The sequence below is a fragment of the Pseudomonas sp. FG29 genome, assembly GCF_057809355.1.
The window spans coordinates 25,894-42,505 of record NZ_JBMDJU010000001.1 but is presented as its reverse complement, the minus strand read 5'-3'; the positions used below and the strand labels follow the sequence as shown (position 1 = coordinate 42,505).

The window sequence follows — 16,612 nt, the reverse complement described above, 5'->3', positions numbered from 1 at the left end:
ATGCAAGCCAACACGCTACCCAGCATCGACCGTATCAAGAAGCAGGCCAAGCAGCTCCGCAAGGCCACCGAACTCACCCACATGCAGGCGCTGGAGGCCATTGCACGCAACCACGGCTTCAAGACCTACGCCAGCCTGCAGGCTGCCCATAAACAAGCGAAGGCCGGTTGACATGTACAGCTACTGCCGCGAGTGCCGCGCCGAACTCGGCGAAGCCGACCACAGAGAAATCGGGCTCTGCCAGGAACACGTCGCAGCCTGCGAAGACTGGCACCGCTACGACATCCTGCGCGAGGAAGGCCATAGCGCCTACGCCGCCAAGTTGATGGCAGGCCTGGCAGATCCACCAGATCCAGACGACGACTGATCCACCCAAACCCACCAAACCACCGCCCCTGCTGCCCACCACCAGCACGCGGACAACTGGAGCACCACCATGACCACACCGCAAATCTATGGCCTGTTCGCCATGCTCACCGTCGCCGCCTTCGCAGGCATCGTCTTCTACTGCATCGGCCTGCGCACCGGCAAAGCGGCCGGCTACGAACTCGGTCGCACCACCGCCAAGGAATACTGGAAAGCCATCGTCGTCAGCATCCGCGATGACCTCCATTCGGCCCGCGACCTGCTGGACATCCGCACCCGCGAGACGGCCAGCCTGCGCGAGAGCATGCAGCACATCGAGCGCGACCTACTCCAGCGCCTGGCCGCAGCCGCACCACTGACCGAACAGGATCAGGCCGCGCTACTGGCAACCGCCGACAAGCTCATGCTGGCCAGCAGCACCTTCGCCGGCATCCGCGCGCATGAGCACGCCCGAACCAGCCGCGAACTCATGGCACAGGTAATCGACATGGCCGACCGCCTCAAGATCGCCGCTGCCAACACCAAGCCCCACCCGGACAGCGAGCTGATCGACTTCCTGTCCACCGTTGCAAACCTGAAAGGCCCAGCCGGCCAAGGCCACATCGAGTTGCCAGACATGGATCACCCACATGCGGGCGCAACCATGCGCGAAACCATCCGCCATTACCGGGACGAGCTGGATCGTCAGGCGAACGAGTTCGTAGACGACCACGACGACGAAGCACAGGAGCAAGCCGCATGAGCTGGATCATCACCCGCAGCGGCAAACGCTTCGACCTGCTCGAACCCGCCGCCCACATGATCGACCCCACCGACATTGCATGGGCACTCAGCATGCAGTGCCGCTTCAACGGCCACGGCAAAGCCTTCTACAGCGTCGCCCAGCACTGCCTCGTTGTCGTCGAGCTGGTGCCCGCGCAGTACCAGCTTGAGGCGCTGCTGCACGACGCCACCGAGGCCTACGTCGGCGATCTGGTCACCCCACTGAAACAGGCCCTGCCCGAATACCGCCAGATCGAAATGGCCGTATGGCACGCCATCTGCCACCGCTTCGACATCGACCCCGTGCTGCCGCCCTGCGTGCACGACGCGGATCTGATCGCCCTCGCCACCGAAAAGCGCGACCTGATGGCCGACCACCCGGACGCCTGGCCCTGCCTGATCGGCACCCACCCCGCCCAGTTCCGCATCAAGCCCATGCCCCAGGCCGAGGCCTGCCAGGCCTACTTCAACCGCCTGATGGAGCTGCTGGCCACCACCCACCGCGCGAGGGCTGCAGCATGAGCAAGCAACCATTGCCAGAACCCTGGCTACCCATGGAATCCGCACCCAAAGACGGGCAGCTTGTCCGCTTGCTGGTGCAATTTGAAGAGAACGCGATTGACGATGGCGACGAACCTTTTGCCACCATCGGCCAGAACAACTTCCAGAACGACCGCGTAGACCGCTGGCAGTTTGTGGGCTGGAACTGGACACACGACGAGTTCACCGATGGGCTCGGCACGCCGCTGGGGTGGCTGCCGATGCTGGATGGCCAGAACCTTGACCAACTCCTGCAGCAGTACCGCATCGCGCTGACACCCGAGTACGAAGGGCCATGGCATGCCGCCGTATTCGGCGAAGAGCCTGAGCCGATAGCAGAGGCAGACGGCAGCACACCAGCAGAGGCCGCGCGCAAGGCCATCGACCGCCTGCAATCCGGCTCGCCCGAAGGGCTCAACCAGCACGCAGGAGGCGCCGAGGAATGACCCTGTCCGCCAACACCAACGTCATTGCCGCGCCCCAGCGCGGCGGCGACCGTGCACCGCAGCACCCGGCAGGCACCGTGCCCGCCGGTCGCCAGCAGGACGCGCGCGGAACCATAGACCGCCGCGCCGAAGGCGCGACATATTCCCCAACCCTGCCCACCAGCGGCGCAGCCGCTTTACACCCCAAGGCAGGCGTGCGCCGCGCCCGCGAGTTGAGCCCATCGCTCCGCTCTCAAAACCGCCCGCACGCGCAGCTTGTCGAGGGGTATGGGCAATCATGCCAGATAGGTATCGACAGCTCTTACACTGCGGTCAGCCGCTTTCTTGACCTGCATTACGGCGAACTGCAAGACACCGACATTAAATATGCCCTCGTCACCACCAATGACCCGAGCCAAGAAATAATCGAGGTCCACCATGCTTGCACAGAGCTTCAGGTACTCGTCCGCAATCGAGTGATTAGGGAACTCTGTCACGTCAATTTGCCCGAGCTGCCCACTTATGACGCTTCCTATTCGACTGATCGCTTTGAGCCTTACCTGACGATCTTCGGCGCTATCCGGCGGTTGCTGATCGTAGACCTTAGAACTCAAGTCGCCAGCACGCTCGGCAAGGGACTTGAACAAGCCAAGCAATACGAGCGTTCGCTCTCTAGCTTTCTCATCATTCTGCCGGCGCTCTTCGTGCGAGATCCACACCGCCGCCAAGATTGCTGCGATAGAGCCGATGGCCTGCACCCAGGCCGCCCCTACCTCGCCGGCATTTACAGCCAGCATAACTATGTAGGTGGCCGCAAAGATCAGGACAGCCCCCGGCACCGTAATCGTCAGGTGCTCCCTTACCCATCGCCAACAGCGCTCGTACCACATCCCTATCACCTCAACGCTCAAGAACATCGGCCGAGCTTGCCGGCACCCTGCCACCATGTCCAGCGGAGTGCAGCATGACCGCCCTAACCCAAATCGACCTGGCCCGCGCGATCCGCTGGCCATTCCACCCGACCGAGATCCTGCTGGGCGAACAGCACAACATCGTTAGCGTCTCGGGCGGCAAGGACTCCACCGCCCTCCTGCTGCTGGCCATCGCCCAGGGCGCGCCGAACCTGCGCGCCGTGTTCGCGGACACTGGCAACGAGCACGACCTTACGCTGGAGTACATCGACTATCTGGAGCAAGCCACGGGCGTAAAGATTGAACGCCGCCGCGCGGACTTCTCTCGCCAGATCGCCCGCAAACGCGAGTTCATCGCCACAAAATGGCGCACCCAAGGCGTGGCGGAAAGCATCGTCGAAGCCGCCCTGCAGGTGCTCCAGCCGACCGGCATCCCGTTCCTTGACCTGTGCCTTTGGAAAGGCCGATTCCCTAGCCGTAAAGCGCAGTTCTGCACGGAAGAACTCAAGCGCAACGTCATCATTGAACAGGTCATGCTGCCGCTGATGGACGGCCAGAACATGATCTTGAGCTGGCAAGGTGTCCGCCGCGACGAATCCGACGTGCGCCGCTACCTAGCCGAGTGCGACGAAGTGGGCGGCGGGCTCTACAACTACCGCCCGATCCTCAAATGGGATGTAGCCGGCGTATTCGAGGCCCACCGCCACATGGGCATCAAGCCAAACCCGCTTTACACCCTCGGCGCCGGCCGCGTCGGCTGCATGCCCTGCATCAACTGCCGCAAGGGCGAGTTGCGAGAAATCGCTGCGCGCTGGCCCGAGGTCATCGACCGCATCGAGCACTGGGAAAACCTCGTGCGCCAGGCAAGCAAGCGACAAGGCGCCACCTTCTTTGCCGGCGCCAATGCCAAGCACCAGCAGGGCTCAATCAAGGATATGAACGCTCAGCAGATCGTCGATATCGCCAACATCCGCCAGGCCGTTGAGTGGTCGCGCACCACACGCGGCGGCATCCAATACGACCTGATCGCCAGCGACGGCGAAGCCGACGCCACCGCCTGCAGCAGCGCCTACGGCCTGTGCGACAGCGACTGGCAGCCGGTGAAGATCGAGGAGGCAGCATGAACGACCCGATCAACCAACTGCCCGAGGATCAGGCCGAGCTGGTCAGCGCACTGAAAGCCCTTGTCGTCCAACTCAGCGCCCCGCGCGTGATGCCACAGGACGAGCTGTGGACGTGCGACGACATTGCCAGCTATCTAAAGCTGTCAGCCGACAGCACAGAGCGCCGCGTCGTAACCCGGCCCGACTTCCCGACACCGCTGCAGCCGTGCCTCACCGGCAAGCGCGCGGCCAAGCGTTGGTTTGCGGCCGAGGTCATCGACTGGGCACGCAAGAACCGCTCGAAGCTGCCCACTCCCCGCCCAGGCCGACGCGCTGCCTGATCAGTCCAACCGCCCGGCCACCTCGGTGGCCGTGGCGTTGTAATAAACCATCAACGAACGCGGGTCACGGTGGCCCGTCATCCGCGCCAGGTCGAGCACATCGAGCTTCCTGGCAAGTCGCGTGGTCGCCTCGTGCCGCGTGTCATGGAAACGCAGATCCACAATCCCCAATTCATCACGCACCCGCCTGAACATCGCATCGGCCGTAGCGCTTCGCAGCCTGAACAGATCGCCGCCCTCGCCAGCACCCTTTACCAGCACCTCCAGCAGCTCGACCGCGCGACGGCTCAGTGGCACATCGCGGCTGTCCCCGTTCTTAGTCACATCCAGCCGCACGAAGCGCTGCCGCAGGAACGTGGCGTTCTTGGTCAGGGATAGAATCTCCCCCTGCCGCATCGCCGTCTCCAGCGCGATCAGGAAGGCATACGCCAGTTCCTGCAGCAGCGTCGCCGGATACTGCCCCTCGACATAGCCGAACCGGTCGATCAGCTGACGCTCTTCATCCGCACTGACGCGCCGATCACGAGGTCGACCGTTCCCAGGGCGCTTCACCTCACGCACTGGATTGGCCTTGCACCACCGCCATTCCCGCTTCGCAATCTCGAACACCGACGACAGCAGCGTCATTTCCCGGCGCACGCTCGGCGCCTTCAATACCTTGAGCTGGGCATCACGCCATTCGGCAATCTGGTCGACCGTCACGTCGCCGATACGCTCGCCTACAAAGGGCAGCTCGTTGTTCAGCTTTTCGAGGCGAACCTCTTCCCAGCGCTGGCCCGCCTTCGTCGGGCTAACCTCGCGCTTGTAACGCATGAGTGCATCTGAAAGACTCGAATTGACACCAGCCGAATGCCCGGCCACACCGGACAGAATTTCCGCTTCACGCTGAGTCGCCCATGCCTGCGCTTCCGCCTTGGTCGGGAACGTCGCCGAGTCCCGAATCCCCCGCTTCGCAACCTCGGCCCGCCAGCCGCCGCTACGCTTCCTAAATGACGCCACGCCCACAGCCCCCTTGGCGTAAAAATGGCGTAAACAGTAGCACGCAACTGACGCTAACTGACCATGCCTGCCGAATGCGTAAACGCCCGCAAGCCCTGTAAAACGGCACTTGCACGCAAATGCCATTAAATGCACAATGCTGCCCGCTTCGGCGAGAGTCTCCCCCGGGGCACCATCACCTTCTCGCGGCTCGCAATGAGCCAGCGTCAAAGCTTTTCTGCAACGTCTCGACAAGGCTCGTCGACCCCACTCAGACCCCTGGCGCAGCAGCGCTGACAGGGGGTTGGCAATCGCGCAAAAGTTAGCGTAGAGTGACTGAACTGTTTGCATGGGTCGCTGTGAATCGTGACTCAGGTGCGGCAGATCGTCAGATCCGCTACATCCCGCTCGACTTCTATTACTCCTTGCAACCAGTCTCAGTCCTCCGTGCGATTTCGCTGGAGGCTGTCATCAACTACTAGTTTCAAGGAAAAAGACATGTCGAATCGTCAAACCGGCACCGTCAAGTGGTTCAACGACGAGAAGGGCTTCGGCTTCATCACCCCCGAAAGCGGTCCGGATCTGTTCGTGCACTTCCGCGCTATCGAAGGTAACGGCTTCAAGAGCCTGAAAGAAGGCCAGAAGGTCAGCTTTGAAGCCGTGCAAGGCCAGAAAGGCATGCAGGCTGACAAGGTTCAGGTAGTCAGCTAAGACTTCCTTAGAAACCCCTGATGGCAACATCAGGGGTTTTTTATTTCCTCGCCGCTGTCGCGGTTAGAATGATGCGCTTGAACATTACAGCGAGCTCATCATGCCGAGTCACCAGCTACGCCCACAGGGCGACTTCCCCACTGCCGGTCTGATCCGCCGACTGGCTGCCATCTTCTACGATTTCCTTCTGTGCGTCGCTCTGGTGATGGTGGTCACGCTGATCTACCAACAGGGCCTGTTGCGCCTGATCTACGGCAGCGAACAGCTGATGGCGATGTCCCAGGCGGGCGCCCTCGATCGCGATCCACTGCTGGCCAGCCTCGCCCTTCTGAGCCTGTTCGGCTTCTTCGCCAAATTCTGGACCCACAATGGCCAGACGCTCGGCATGCAAGCCTGGGGGCTGCGCATCCAGAACGCCGACGGCACGGCCATCGACCTGTGGCAGGCACTGCTGCGCTTCGTGGTCGCCATCGGCTCCTGGCTGTTCGCCGGACTGGGCTTCCTGTGGATGTTGTGGGACAAGCAGGGCCGCACCTGGCACGACGCCTACTCGAACAGCCGAGTGGTGCAACTGCCCAAGAACGTGCACAAGAAATAGCGCATCGCCGAAATGAAAAAGCCGGTTCAGTGAACCGGCTTTTTCATGCTCATCCGAATCATCCGGCTCGTCGCAACAACCAGACGCCAGCCAAGGCACAGATACCTGCCGGCACCAGCACCGCCAGCAGAGGCGAGAAGCCGAACACCAGGCTGGAAGGCCCCAGCAGATCCTGGGCAATGCGGAAGACGAAGCCCACCAGCACACCGGTGAACACGCGCTGCCCCAGGGTCACCGAACGCAGCGGGCCGAAGATGAACGAAATCGCCATCAGCACCAGCGCGGCCGTGACCAGCGGCTGCAATACCTTGCTCCAGAACGCCAGCCAGTAACGGGCATTGTTCAGGCCCTGATCCGCCAGATAGTGGATGTATTGCCACAGCCCGGTGACCGACAGGGTTTCCGGCTCCATCACCACGGTACCCAGCAGCTGCGGATTGAGCTCGATGTCCCAGGCCTCTTCGTCCTGCTTGCTGACCTCGGAATGGTCGGCATACAGATGCGTGGTTGCCACATCGCGCAGCAACCAGTGCCCATCGTTGTACTCGGCACGCCGGGCAAAACTGGCGGACTGCAGGCGGCGCTCGTCGTCGAAGCGATAACGCGTCACACCGAGCAGCACGCCGTCGGCGCGCACCACGTTGATATGCACGTATTCCTGACCCTGACGATGCCACATGCCGCGCTTGGAGCTTTGCGCCTCGGCGCCGCCCTGGGCAATGGCACGACTGGTCTGCGCCTGGCTCTCGCTCCAGGGTGCCACGTACTCACCGATCAGAATGCCGACCAGCAGCAAAGCCAGCATGGGTTTCATCACGGCCCAGACGATACGCCCGATGGACACACCGGCCGCACGCATGACGGTCAATTCGCTGTTACTGGCCAGCGAGCCGAGACCGATCAGGCAGCCGATCAGTGCCGCCATCGGCAGCATCTCGTAGGCGCGGCGCGGCGCGGTCAGAAAGACGTACCACAGCGCCTGAGGCAGACCGTAATCACCCTTGTTCAGATCCCCCAACTCATCGATGAAGGCGAACAGCAGCGCGAGCCCAAGAATGATGCCCAGCACTGCCAGAATGGCGATGAATACCTGAGCGCCGATATAACGATCCAACTTAGCCATGGGCCACCTCCGACACGCGACGGCTGGCCCACCACAGGCTCAAACGTTCCCAGTAAAGCAGCACCAGGCCGATGGCCAGGAAGATCAGGTGCACCCACCACAAGCCCAGCGCTGGCGGCAGCTTGCCCTTGTCGAGCGCACCACGAGCGGCGATCAGCAAGCCCAGATAGGCCATGTAGAGGAAGATCGCCGGCAGCAGCTTGAGGAAGCGGCCCTGGCGCGGATTGACCTTGGACAACGGCACGGCCAGCAGCGTGACCACGAATACCAGCAGCGGCAACGACAGGCGCCATTGCAGCTCGGCCTGCATCACCGGATCGTCGTTGCCGAACAGGTCGCGGGTCGGGATCGCCTCGCGCTCGTTGGCCTCGATGGCCACTTCCGGCTTGGGCAGCAGCACGCCATAGGTGTCGTAACGGATGGCGCGGTAATCGGCCTCGCCCGGCTCACCGTCGTAGCGATAGCCGTTCTCCAGAATCAGGTAACGGCTGCCGTCCGGGCGAATTTCCTGGCGACCGCTATCAGCGACCAGCACGGTAATACCACGCTCGGAACGGCCGTCGGCAGCGAAGCGCTTCTCCGACATGAACACGCCGCGCAATTCGGTGCGATCCGGCGACAGCTCCTGCGAATAGGTCACGCGCGAACCATCACGTAGCGACTGGAAGCGCCCGGGCACCAAGGTATCGAGTTCGGTCAGGGCATCCTGCTCACTGAGAATACGCGCCACACCGGCGACGCCTTGCGGCGCCAGGCCCATGCTCAGCCAGCCAACCAGCAGCGCTACGACCAGTGCAGGCGCCATGCTGTAGGCCGTCAAGCGCTGCTGACTGACGCCAGTGGCCGACAGCACGGTCATCTCACTGTCGAGATACATGCGCCCGTAAGCCAGCAGAAAGCCGAGAAACAGCCCCAACGGCAGGATCAACTGCAGGAAACCGGGAATCCGGTAACCCATGATCAAAAACAGCACGCTCGGGTCGAGCACGCCCTGCGCCGCCTGGGCCAGGTACTTGATGAAACGACCGCTCATGATGATCACCAGCAGCACGGCACTTACCGCACTGAGGGTCACCAACACTTCACGGGACAGATAACGGAAGACGATCAAACCGGACGCTCCAGGGTTGTCAGGCTCAGGCGCGAGCGCTCAAACTAGCCGCACCTACTTGCCGGCCCACCACAAGGTAGGCCCTCGAAAAATGGCGGCCATTATCCGTCAAACCCGACTCTTTGTCTTGGGGACAGCTCATTATGGAAATCCTCGTCAAAAGCACCCGCCCGGAAACCCTGAAGACCGCAACCCTGGTCGTCACCATCGGCGAAGGCCGCAAGCTCGGTGACGCCGCCAAGGCGGTCGACCAGGCCAGCGGCGGCGCACTGAGCGCCGTACTCAAGCGCGGCGACCTCGCCGGCAAACCGGGCCAGACCCTGCTGCTGCACAGCCTGCCAGGCCTCAAGGCCGAGCGCGTGCTGCTGGTGGGCTGCGGCAAGGGCGATCTATCCGACCGCCAACTGCGCAAATTGGTTGCCAGCGTGCACGCTGTACTCAAGGGTCTGGGCGGCAGAGATGCCCTGCTCGCCCTGAGCGAACTCAAGGTCAAGGGCCGCGACGCCTATGGCAAGACCCGCCTGATCGCCGAAACCCTGGCCGATGGCAGTTACCTGTTCGAGCAGTTCAAGAGCAAGAAGAGCGACCCGCGCGCACTGAAGAAAATCACCCTGGCCGTCGACAAGGCCGAGCAGGCCGATGCCGAGCGTGCCCTGCACCATGCTCTTGCCATCGCCAGCGGCGTGGCTTTCACCAAGGATCTCGGCAACCTGCCGCCGAACCTCTGCCACCCCAGCTACCTGGCTGAAGAAGCCAAGGCGCTGGGCAAGGCGCACAAGAACCTCAAGGTGGAAATCCTCGACGAGAAGAAACTCAAGGAACTGGGTGCCGGCGCCTTCCTCGCCGTGGCCCAGGGTAGCGAGCAGCCGCCGCGGATGATCGTCATGCACTACCAGGGCGGCAAGAAGGATGAGAAACCCTTCGCCCTGGTCGGCAAGGGCATCACCTTCGACACTGGCGGCATCAGCATCAAACCGGCTGCCGGCATGGACGAGATGAAGTACGACATGTGCGGCGCCGCCAGCGTGTTCGGCACGCTCAAGGCCGTGCTCGAGCTGCAACTGCCGATCAACCTGGTTTGTCTGCTGGCCTGCGCCGAGAACATGCCCAGCGGCCGCGCCACTCGCCCAGGTGACATCGTCACCACCATGAGTGGGCAGACCGTGGAGATCCTCAACACCGACGCCGAAGGCCGTCTGGTGCTGTGCGACACCCTGACCTACGCCGAGCGCTTCAAGCCGCAGGCGGTGATCGACATCGCCACCCTCACCGGCGCCTGCATCGTCGCCCTGGGCAGCAATGTTTCCGGCCTGATGGGCAACAACGACGCGCTGATCAAGCAGATCCTCAAGGCAGGCGAAAGCGCCGACGACCGCGCCTGGCAACTGCCGCTGTACGACGAGTACCAGGAGCAGTTGGACAGCCCGTTCGCCGACATCGCCAACATCGGCGGGCCGAAGGCCGGCACCATTACCGCCGGTTGCTTCCTGTCGCGCTTCGCCAAGAACTTCCACTGGGCGCACCTGGACATCGCTGGCACCGCGTGGATCAGCGGCGGCAAGGACAAGGGCGGTACCGGCCGACCGGTACCGATGCTGACCCAGTACCTGCTGGATCGCGCCAAGGTCTGATGCTGCAACCGGGCCATGCCCGTGTAGGAGCGGCTTCAGCCGCGATCATTCGCGATGCAATCGCGGATGAAGCCGCGCCTACGACCTCCAGCCCATTACCTTCCAACCGTTGAAAACCGAATGCCCAGAATCGAGTTCTACGTCCTCTCCTCCAGCGATGCCGAAGGTCGCCTGCGCGCGGCCTGTCAGTTGGCGCTGAAAGCCTGGAGCGCCGGCTTGCCGGTGTTCGTGCGCGGCAGCGACGAGGCGCAGTGCGGCGAACTCGACGAGATGCTCTGGCGCTTCAAGGCCGAACGTTTCGTCCCCCATGATCTGCACCGCGACGCACCACTGTCGCCCGTGGTGCTGGGTATCGACGAAGTGCCGAGTACCGAGCACGGCGTCTTGATCAACCTCGGCAGCAGCCTGTCGCCGCACGTCGAGCGCTTCGCCCGCATCATCGAGATCGTCAACCAGCAGCCCGAACTGCTGAGCGCCTGTCGTGAGAATTTCCGCGCCTATCGCCAGCGCGGGTATGATCCCAAGCGCGTCGAACTTTAGTCTCCGCCTGCGCTCACAACACAGGTCTTCCCTGCCCTTTTTCCTGCTGCGCCGATCGTCATGGACACCCCAAAGCCACCGCAAAAACCTGCTCACCTGCTGCACGACCTGGAGTCGATTCGCGAACTGCTGGGCGACAACAGCGGCGAGCTACCACTGCTGATCGACTCGCTCGATCCAGACAGCATCCCCGTGCTCTCGGATATCGTCAGCGCGCCACCCGGCCCGCCGCCGCCGTTCCACGAGTCGCCAATGGCCAAGCCGAACACCGCGCCGCAGCCTGCCACGGCCCCAAGCCCACTGCGCGAGCGCATCGAGCCGCGCCTGCACGACAGCGCGCGTGACTTGCAGCACCTCAACGGCGAGCTGCGTGCCGCTGCGCAACTGATCCTGCAGGACGTGATCGACGACTTCGTGCCGCAGATCGAAGCCGAACTCAAGCGCCGTCTAGAAGCCCGCCTGCCGCGCCTGCTGCCACCGCGCAAGCCCTGAGCCGCCAGCATTGGCCTGGCGGGTTGCACCCGCCCTACTCCTGTGGGTGCCCCACCCGGGGCGAGTGATTGGCAGCAAAAATCAAAAACTACGCCCCGAGGCAGGGCGGCTCATTGGCCAGCCAGCCTGCTGCGACGCCTTAAATGGCGGGTTGCACCCGCCCTACAGCCGAGGCTTATGGCTTGGCACCGAGAAGCGGTATACTTGCCGGCTTTTCCGATCAGCCGTCACAAGGGTCCCGCCGCGCATGGACAAGACCTACCAGCCGCACGCCATCGAATCCAACTGGTACCAGAACTGGGAGCAGAACAACTACTTTGCCCCCCAAGGTAGCGGTGAGCCGTACACCATCATGATCCCGCCGCCGAACGTCACCGGCAGCCTGCACATGGGTCACGGCTTTAACAACGCCATCATGGATGCGCTGATCCGCTTCCGCCGCATGCAGGGCCGCAACACCCTGTGGCAGCCGGGCACCGACCACGCTGGTATCGCCACGCAGATGGTGGTGGAGCGCCAGCTCGCCGCCCAGGGCATCGGTCGTCACGACCTGGGCCGCGAGAAATTCCTGGAGAAGGTCTGGGAGTGGAAGAACCAGTCCGGCGGCACCATCACCCGGCAGATCCGCCGTTTGGGTTCGTCGGTGGACTGGTCGCGCGAGCGCTTCACCATGGACGACGGCCTGTCCGAAGCGGTCAAGGAAGCCTTCGTCCGTCTGCATGAAGACGGCCTGATCTACCGCGGCAAGCGCCTGGTCAACTGGGACACCAAGTTCCACACCGCCATCTCCGACCTGGAAGTGGAAAACCACGACGAGAAAGGCTCGCTGTGGAACCTGCGCTACCCGCTGGCCGACGGCAAGAAGACTGCCGAAGGCAGGGATTACCTGATCGTCGCCACCACCCGCCCGGAAACCATGCTCGGCGACTCCGCCGTGGCCGTGCACCCGGAAGACGAGCGCTACAAGGCGCTGATCGGCAGTTACGTCGAGCTGCCGCTGCTGGGCCGCCGCATCCCGATCATCGCCGATGATTACTGCGACCCCGAGTTCGGCACCGGCTGCGTGAAGATCACCCCGGCGCACGACTTCAACGACTATGAAGTGGGCAAGCGCCACAACCTGCCGCTGATCAACATCTTCGACAAGAACGCCGCCGTGCTGGCTCAGGCTCAGGTGTTCAACCTCGATGGCAGCGTCAACGAGCAGGTCGAAGCCAGCATTCCGGCACAGTTCGCCGGCCTGGATCGCTTCGAAGCGCGCAAGCAGATCGCCGCCGCCTTCGAGGCCGCCGGTCTGCTGGAAAAGATCGAAGATCACGCGCTGAAAGTACCGAAGGGCGACCGTTCCGGCACCGTCATCGAGCCGTGGCTGACCGACCAGTGGTACGTCTCCACCAAGCCGCTGGCCGAGAAAGCCATCGCCGTGGTCGAGAGTGGCGAAATCCAGTTCGTGCCCAAGCAGTACGAGAACATGTACTTCAGCTGGATGCGTGACATTCAGGACTGGTGCATCAGCCGTCAGCTGTGGTGGGGCCACCGCATTCCGGCCTGGTACGACGAAGTGGGCAATGTCTACGTCGGTCGCGACGAAGCGGAAGTACGCGCCAAGCACAACCTCGGCGATGCCGCCCTGCGTCAGGACGAAGACGTGCTGGACACCTGGTTCAGTTCCGGCCTGTGGACGTTCTCCACCCTCGGCTGGCCGCAGCAGACCGACTTCCTCAAGACCTTCCACCCGACCGACGTGCTGGTCACCGGCTTCGACATCATCTTCTTCTGGGTCGCCCGGATGATCATGCTGTCGACCCACCTGACCGGGCAGATTCCGTTCAAGACCGTCTACGTACACGGCCTGGTGCGTGACGGCCAGGGGCAGAAGATGTCCAAATCCAAGGGCAACGTGCTCGACCCGCTGGACATCGTCGACGGCATCACCCTCGACGAGCTGCTGGAAAAACGCACCAGCGGCATGATGCAGCCCAAGCTGGCCGAGAAGATCGCCAAGCAGACCAAGGCCGAGTTCCCCGAAGGCATCGCCAGCTACGGCACCGACGCCCTGCGCTTCACCTTCTGCTCGCTGGCCACCACCGGCCGCGACGTGAAGTTCGACATGGGCCGCGTCGAGGGTTACCGCAACTTCTGCAACAAGCTGTGGAACGCCGCCAACTTCGTCATCGAGAACACCGATGGCCAGGACACTGGCGTCAACGGTGAAGAAGTCGAGCTGTCCTCGGTGGATCGCTGGATCATCAGCCAACTGCAGCGCACCGAAGCCGAGGTCACCCGTCAGCTCGACGCCTTCCGCTTCGACCTGGCAACTCAAGCCTTGTACGAATTCGTCTGGGATCAGTACTGCGCCTGGTACCTGGAGCTGGTCAAGCCGGTACTGTGGGACGAGAGCGCGCCGCTCGAGCGCCAGCGCGGCACCCGCCGCACCCTGGTGCGCGTGCTGGAAGTGATCCTGCGCCTGGCTCACCCGTTCATGCCGTTCATCACCGAAGAAATCTGGCAGCGCATCAAGAGCCAGGCCGGTGTGCAAGGTGAAACCCTGATGCTGCAGCCCTGGCCGGTGGCCAACGAGAGCCGCATCGACGCAGCCGCCGAAGGCGACATCGAGTGGGTCAAGCAACTGATGCTCGGCGTACGGCAGATCCGTGGCGAGATGAAGATCTCCATGGCCAAGCGTATCGACATCATCGTTGCCAACGCTTCGGCGGAAGATCAACGCCGTCTGGCTGACTTCGAGCCGCTGCTGAACAAACTGGCCAAGCTCGAATCCGTGCGCGTGCTGGCTGCCGGTGAAGAAGCGCCGATGTCCGCCACCACCCTGGTCGGCGAGATGGAAGTGCTGGTGCCGATGGCTGGGCTGATCGACAAGGACGCCGAGCTGGCGCGCCTGGACAAGGAAATCGCCCGCCTCGACGGCGAGGTCAAACGCGTCGGTGGCAAGCTGAGCAACGAAGGCTTCGTCGCCAAGGCTCCAGCCGAAGTGCTGGAGAAGGAGCGCACCAAACTGGCCGAGGCCGAACAGGCCCTGGCCAAGATGGTCGAGCAGCGCGGCAAGATCGCCGCGCTCTAAGCGCCACGCGTGAAGAAAGCCCGCCCTCGCAAGGGGCGGGCTTTTTTATGCCTGCGATTAATCGGCCAACCTTGGCAGAACCGCCACTTAGCATGCTTGCAGCGCCGTTGCGACAATCAGGGTCTTCCCTTTTACAAGCTGTTTCAGGCATCTTCCACCGCCTACCGACCTCAGCCCCTCGATAAGAAATAAAAGGCGGATTCTCCATGTATGCGTTGATGGCAGTCGTGTTCGTCCTCGGTTACCTGTGTATTGCCCTGGAGCATCCACTCAAAGTCGACAAGGCCGCCTCGGCGCTGCTCACCGCCGTCATCGTCTGGACATTGCTGGTGATGGGCGCCGACACCATCCTGCCGATGATCGGCTCCGGCACGGCGGGCTCGAGTACCAATACCCATCACGCCATCGAAGAACTGCGCCACCACCTGGGTGAGATCTCCGAGATTCTGTTCTTCCTCATGGGCGCCATGACCATCGTCGAGCTGATCGATGCGCATGAGGGATTCAAGGTCATCACCGACCGCATCCGCACTCACAAGCGCGTGCATCTGCTGTGGCTGGTCGGCCTGATCACCTTCTTCCTGTCCTCGGTGCTGGACAACCTGGCCACCACCATCGTGATGATCTCGCTGCTGCGCAAGCTGATCGCCGACCGTCATGAACGCTGGTTCTACGCCGGTATCGTGGTGATCGCGGCCAATGCCGGCGGCGCCTGGTCGCCGATTGGCGACGTGACCACCACCATGCTGTGGATCGGTGGTCAGGTCACCGCCAGCGGCATCGTCGTCAAGCTGTTCCTGCCCAGCCTGGTCTGCCTGGTGGCCCCGCTGATCGTCATGAGCTTCATCCTGCGCGGCGAGATCGAGTCGCCACGCTTGAGAGAGAGCGACGAAAGCCGCCGCGATCCGACCAGCCCCTTCGAACGTAATCTGGTGTTTGGCCTCGGTCTCGGCGCGCTGATCTTCGTGCCGGTGTTCAAGACCATCACCCACCTGCCGCCTTACATGGGCATTCTCTTCGGCCTCGGCGTGCTCTGGGTGGTGACCGAAATCATCCACCGCAGCAAGAACAGCGAAGAGAAGGATCCGCTCTCGGTGGTCGGCGTACTGCGCCGCATCGACATCACCAGCGTGCTGTTCTTCCTCGGCATCCTGCTGGCGGTCTCCGCGCTGTCCAGCGCCGGCCACCTGATCCAGGTCGCCACCCTACTCAAGGACAGCCTGGGCAACGTCTATAGCATCGCCCTGTCCATCGGCATGCTCTCGGCGGTGGTGGACAACGTGCCGATGGTCGCCGGTGCGATGAAGATGTATCCGCTGATCAGCCCCGAGGCACTCACCCTGGCTGCCAACACCAGCGAGCTGCCCTGGCTGAGCAACTTCGTGGTCAACGGCAATTTCTGGGAAATGCTCGCCTACTGCGCCGGCACCGGCGGTAGCTGCCTGATCATCGGCTCGGCTGCCGGCGTGGCGGCCATGGGCATGGAGAAGATCAACTTCCTCTGGTACCTCAAGCGCATCAGCGGCCTGGCGCTGCTCGGCTACCTGGCCGGCGCGGGCACCTATATGCTGATCGCCAGCCTGTAACCGGGAGCACGACATGGACGTAAGCAAGACCAAAACCAGCTTCTACCGCCGCCTCTACCTGGCCTGGCTGATCGACAGCGGCCAGGCCAGCAGCGTGCCGGCGCTGATGGAAGCCACCGGCATGCCACGGCGCACCGCGCAGGACACCCTCGCCGCCCTGGCGGAGCTGGATATCGACTGCCAGTTCGAGCAGGGCGAAGGCGAGCGCAACAATGCCGGGCACTACCGCATCCGCGACTGGGGGCCGTTCGACAAGCGCTGGATTGCAGCCAACCTGCAGCAGATCAAGGCCACGCTGGGTTATCCCTGAGATAA

Annotated in this window: 19 protein-coding genes; 16 read left to right on the top strand and 3 right to left on the bottom strand. The window is 62.9% G+C overall.

The genetic code is table 11. From position 1 onward, the window contains the following. From ACODS1_RS00210 to ACODS1_RS00175, 8 genes are all read left to right on the top strand, one after another. Nucleotides 1–171: a glyoxalase superfamily protein gene (locus ACODS1_RS00210; RefSeq protein ID WP_489084057.1), complete on the top strand. Its 171-nt coding sequence runs from the start codon at nt 1–3 to the stop codon at nt 169–171. A gap of 1 nt (nt 172) precedes the next feature. Beyond that, the gene (locus tag ACODS1_RS00205; RefSeq protein WP_489084056.1) at nt 173–367 is read left to right on the top strand and encodes a hypothetical protein; all 195 of its coding nucleotides are present in this window, start codon (nt 173–175) and stop codon (nt 365–367) included. A 69-nt stretch (nt 368–436) separates the two neighbouring features. After that, nucleotides 437–1,108, top strand: coding sequence for a hypothetical protein (locus ACODS1_RS00200; RefSeq protein WP_489084055.1), 672 nt, complete (start codon nt 437–439; stop codon nt 1,106–1,108). After that, nucleotides 1,105–1,650 (top strand): phosphohydrolase, encoded by a 546-nt coding sequence (locus ACODS1_RS00195; protein WP_489084054.1) that lies wholly within the window; start codon nt 1,105–1,107, stop codon nt 1,648–1,650. Before ACODS1_RS00200 ends, ACODS1_RS00195 begins: the two co-directional genes overlap by 4 nt. Next, nucleotides 1,647–2,114, top strand: a complete 468-nt coding sequence (locus tag ACODS1_RS00190; protein ID WP_489084053.1) for a hypothetical protein — start codon at nt 1,647–1,649, stop codon at nt 2,112–2,114. Before ACODS1_RS00195 ends, ACODS1_RS00190 begins: the two co-directional genes overlap by 4 nt. Continuing rightward, entirely contained in the window at nt 2,111–3,061 is a 951-nt protein-coding gene (locus ACODS1_RS00185) for a hypothetical protein (RefSeq protein ID WP_489084052.1), read from the top strand. The genes ACODS1_RS00190 and ACODS1_RS00185 overlap by 4 nt, the downstream gene beginning before the upstream one ends. Next, nucleotides 3,058–4,128 carry a phosphoadenosine phosphosulfate reductase domain-containing protein gene (locus ACODS1_RS00180; protein ID WP_489084051.1) on the top strand — a complete coding sequence of 357 codons (1,071 nt, stop codon included), beginning with the start codon at nt 3,058–3,060 and terminating at the stop codon, nt 4,126–4,128. The genes ACODS1_RS00185 and ACODS1_RS00180 overlap by 4 nt, the downstream gene beginning before the upstream one ends. Continuing rightward, entirely contained in the window at nt 4,125–4,448 is a 324-nt protein-coding gene (locus ACODS1_RS00175; RefSeq protein ID WP_489084050.1) for a hypothetical protein, read from the top strand. The genes ACODS1_RS00180 and ACODS1_RS00175 overlap by 4 nt, the downstream gene beginning before the upstream one ends. Here ACODS1_RS00175 and ACODS1_RS00170 read toward each other — a convergent pair whose 3' ends face one another. Then, nucleotides 4,449–5,261: a site-specific integrase gene (locus ACODS1_RS00170; protein WP_489084049.1), complete on the bottom strand. Its 813-nt coding sequence runs from the start codon at nt 5,259–5,261 to the stop codon at nt 4,449–4,451. It abuts the gene before it with no gap. 663 nt (nt 5,262–5,924) lie between these two features. On the opposite strand from ACODS1_RS00170, the gene ACODS1_RS00165 reads away from it, so the two are divergent. Together ACODS1_RS00165 and ACODS1_RS00160 are read left to right on the top strand one after the other, a co-directional pair. After that, nucleotides 5,925–6,137, top strand: a complete 213-nt coding sequence (locus ACODS1_RS00165) for a cold-shock protein (RefSeq protein ID WP_159971059.1) — start codon at nt 5,925–5,927, stop codon at nt 6,135–6,137. Nucleotides 6,138–6,237: 100 nt separating this feature from the next. Further along, entirely contained in the window at nt 6,238–6,735 is a 498-nt protein-coding gene (locus ACODS1_RS00160; RefSeq protein WP_322981136.1) for an RDD family protein, read from the top strand. A gap of 58 nt (nt 6,736–6,793) precedes the next feature. Here the strand turns inward: ACODS1_RS00160 and lptG are convergent, their stop codons facing one another. Then, nucleotides 6,794–7,858 carry an LPS export ABC transporter permease LptG gene (gene lptG / locus ACODS1_RS00155; protein WP_489084048.1) on the bottom strand — a complete coding sequence of 355 codons (1,065 nt, stop codon included), beginning with the start codon at nt 7,856–7,858 and terminating at the stop codon, nt 6,794–6,796. After that, nucleotides 7,851–8,969, bottom strand: coding sequence for an LPS export ABC transporter permease LptF (gene lptF / locus ACODS1_RS00150; protein ID WP_322981138.1), 1,119 nt, complete (start codon nt 8,967–8,969; stop codon nt 7,851–7,853). The genes lptG and lptF overlap by 8 nt, the downstream gene beginning before the upstream one ends. A gap of 143 nt (nt 8,970–9,112) precedes the next feature. Between lptF and ACODS1_RS00145 the strand changes: the two genes are divergently transcribed. From ACODS1_RS00145 to ACODS1_RS00120, 6 genes are all read left to right on the top strand, one after another. Then, nucleotides 9,113–10,600 (top strand): leucyl aminopeptidase, encoded by a 1,488-nt coding sequence (locus ACODS1_RS00145; protein WP_489084047.1) that lies wholly within the window; start codon nt 9,113–9,115, stop codon nt 10,598–10,600. A 120-nt stretch (nt 10,601–10,720) separates the two neighbouring features. After that, on the top strand, nt 10,721–11,140 hold the full coding sequence (locus ACODS1_RS00140) for a DNA polymerase III subunit chi (protein ID WP_489084046.1): 420 nt from the start codon (nt 10,721–10,723) through the stop codon (nt 11,138–11,140). A 60-nt stretch (nt 11,141–11,200) separates the two neighbouring features. Further along, the gene (locus ACODS1_RS00135) at nt 11,201–11,632 is read left to right on the top strand and encodes a DNA polymerase III subunit chi (RefSeq protein ID WP_489084045.1); all 432 of its coding nucleotides are present in this window, start codon (nt 11,201–11,203) and stop codon (nt 11,630–11,632) included. A 247-nt stretch (nt 11,633–11,879) separates the two neighbouring features. Next, nucleotides 11,880–14,711 (top strand): valine--tRNA ligase, encoded by a 2,832-nt coding sequence (locus tag ACODS1_RS00130; protein ID WP_489084044.1) that lies wholly within the window; start codon nt 11,880–11,882, stop codon nt 14,709–14,711. Between the two features lie 206 nt (nt 14,712–14,917). After that, nucleotides 14,918–16,297 (top strand): sodium:proton antiporter NhaD, encoded by a 1,380-nt coding sequence (gene nhaD, locus ACODS1_RS00125; protein WP_489084043.1) that lies wholly within the window; start codon nt 14,918–14,920, stop codon nt 16,295–16,297. 13 nt (nt 16,298–16,310) lie between these two features. Then, nucleotides 16,311–16,607 carry a winged helix-turn-helix domain-containing protein gene (locus ACODS1_RS00120; RefSeq protein WP_489084042.1) on the top strand — a complete coding sequence of 99 codons (297 nt, stop codon included), beginning with the start codon at nt 16,311–16,313 and terminating at the stop codon, nt 16,605–16,607. Nucleotides 16,608–16,612 lie beyond the last annotated feature (5 nt).

Excerpts from the sequence above, each read along its gene's own strand:
- ACODS1_RS00160 (WP_322981136.1), top strand. The coding sequence starts at position 6,238 with ATGCCGAGTCACCAGCTACGCCCACAGGGCGACTTCCCCACTGCCGGT.
- ACODS1_RS00165 (WP_159971059.1), top strand. The coding sequence starts at position 5,925 with ATGTCGAATCGTCAAACCGGCACCGTCAAGTGGTTCAACGACGAGAAG.
- ACODS1_RS00190 (WP_489084053.1), top strand. The coding sequence starts at position 1,647 with ATGAGCAAGCAACCATTGCCAGAACCCTGGCTACCCATGGAATCCGCA.
- ACODS1_RS00135 (WP_489084045.1), top strand. The coding sequence starts at position 11,201 with ATGGACACCCCAAAGCCACCGCAAAAACCTGCTCACCTGCTGCACGAC.
- ACODS1_RS00210 (WP_489084057.1), top strand. The coding sequence starts at position 1 with ATGCAAGCCAACACGCTACCCAGCATCGACCGTATCAAGAAGCAGGCC.
- ACODS1_RS00120 (WP_489084042.1), top strand. The coding sequence starts at position 16,311 with ATGGACGTAAGCAAGACCAAAACCAGCTTCTACCGCCGCCTCTACCTG.
- ACODS1_RS00175 (WP_489084050.1), top strand. The coding sequence starts at position 4,125 with ATGAACGACCCGATCAACCAACTGCCCGAGGATCAGGCCGAGCTGGTC.
- ACODS1_RS00145 (WP_489084047.1), top strand. The coding sequence starts at position 9,113 with ATGGAAATCCTCGTCAAAAGCACCCGCCCGGAAACCCTGAAGACCGCA.
- ACODS1_RS00180 (WP_489084051.1), top strand. The coding sequence starts at position 3,058 with ATGACCGCCCTAACCCAAATCGACCTGGCCCGCGCGATCCGCTGGCCA.
- ACODS1_RS00185 (WP_489084052.1), top strand. The coding sequence starts at position 2,111 with ATGACCCTGTCCGCCAACACCAACGTCATTGCCGCGCCCCAGCGCGGC.
- ACODS1_RS00200 (WP_489084055.1), top strand. The coding sequence starts at position 437 with ATGACCACACCGCAAATCTATGGCCTGTTCGCCATGCTCACCGTCGCC.
- ACODS1_RS00130 (WP_489084044.1), top strand. The coding sequence starts at position 11,880 with ATGGACAAGACCTACCAGCCGCACGCCATCGAATCCAACTGGTACCAG.
- ACODS1_RS00195 (WP_489084054.1), top strand. The coding sequence starts at position 1,105 with ATGAGCTGGATCATCACCCGCAGCGGCAAACGCTTCGACCTGCTCGAA.
- nhaD (WP_489084043.1), top strand. The coding sequence starts at position 14,918 with ATGTATGCGTTGATGGCAGTCGTGTTCGTCCTCGGTTACCTGTGTATT.
- ACODS1_RS00205 (WP_489084056.1), top strand. The coding sequence starts at position 173 with ATGTACAGCTACTGCCGCGAGTGCCGCGCCGAACTCGGCGAAGCCGAC.
- ACODS1_RS00140 (WP_489084046.1), top strand. The coding sequence starts at position 10,721 with ATGCCCAGAATCGAGTTCTACGTCCTCTCCTCCAGCGATGCCGAAGGT.
- ACODS1_RS00170 (WP_489084049.1), bottom strand. The coding sequence starts at position 5,261 with ATGCGTTACAAGCGCGAGGTTAGCCCGACGAAGGCGGGCCAGCGCTGG.
- lptG (WP_489084048.1), bottom strand. The coding sequence starts at position 7,858 with ATGGCTAAGTTGGATCGTTATATCGGCGCTCAGGTATTCATCGCCATT.